Below are 235 nucleotides of genomic sequence, written 5' to 3'. Positions count from 1 at the left end.
TGTCGGCACTACCTATTTTCCCAGGCCGTCGCCAGCCAAGTATCTTCGGCGCAAGTGAGCTTAACTGCCGTGTTCGGAATGGGAACGGGTGGACCCTCACTGCAATCAGCACCGACTATTCAATTCCCCAAAAGCACTTGGGCTCCATCGGCAAACCAACGAAGTGTTTGTCGATGGAAATGAGAAAGCAACGAAGGGAGTGAGCTTTCACGCTGGCGTGGAAGCGAATGATCCG

Annotated in this window: 1 rRNA gene; it reads right to left on the bottom strand. The window is 53.6% G+C overall.

The features are described 5' to 3' along the window. Window positions 1-116: ribosomal RNA gene (gene rrf, locus H9X86_RS12315) — 5S ribosomal RNA — on the bottom strand. Between the last annotated feature and the right edge of the window lie 119 nt (window positions 117-235).

Source organism: Pseudoflavonifractor capillosus (assembly GCF_016902575.1).
GTDB lineage: Bacteria > Bacillota > Clostridia > Oscillospirales > Oscillospiraceae > Enterenecus > Enterenecus capillosus_A.
The sequence above is the reverse complement of the archived record's forward strand: the minus strand, read 5'-3'. Positions and strand labels throughout refer to the sequence as shown.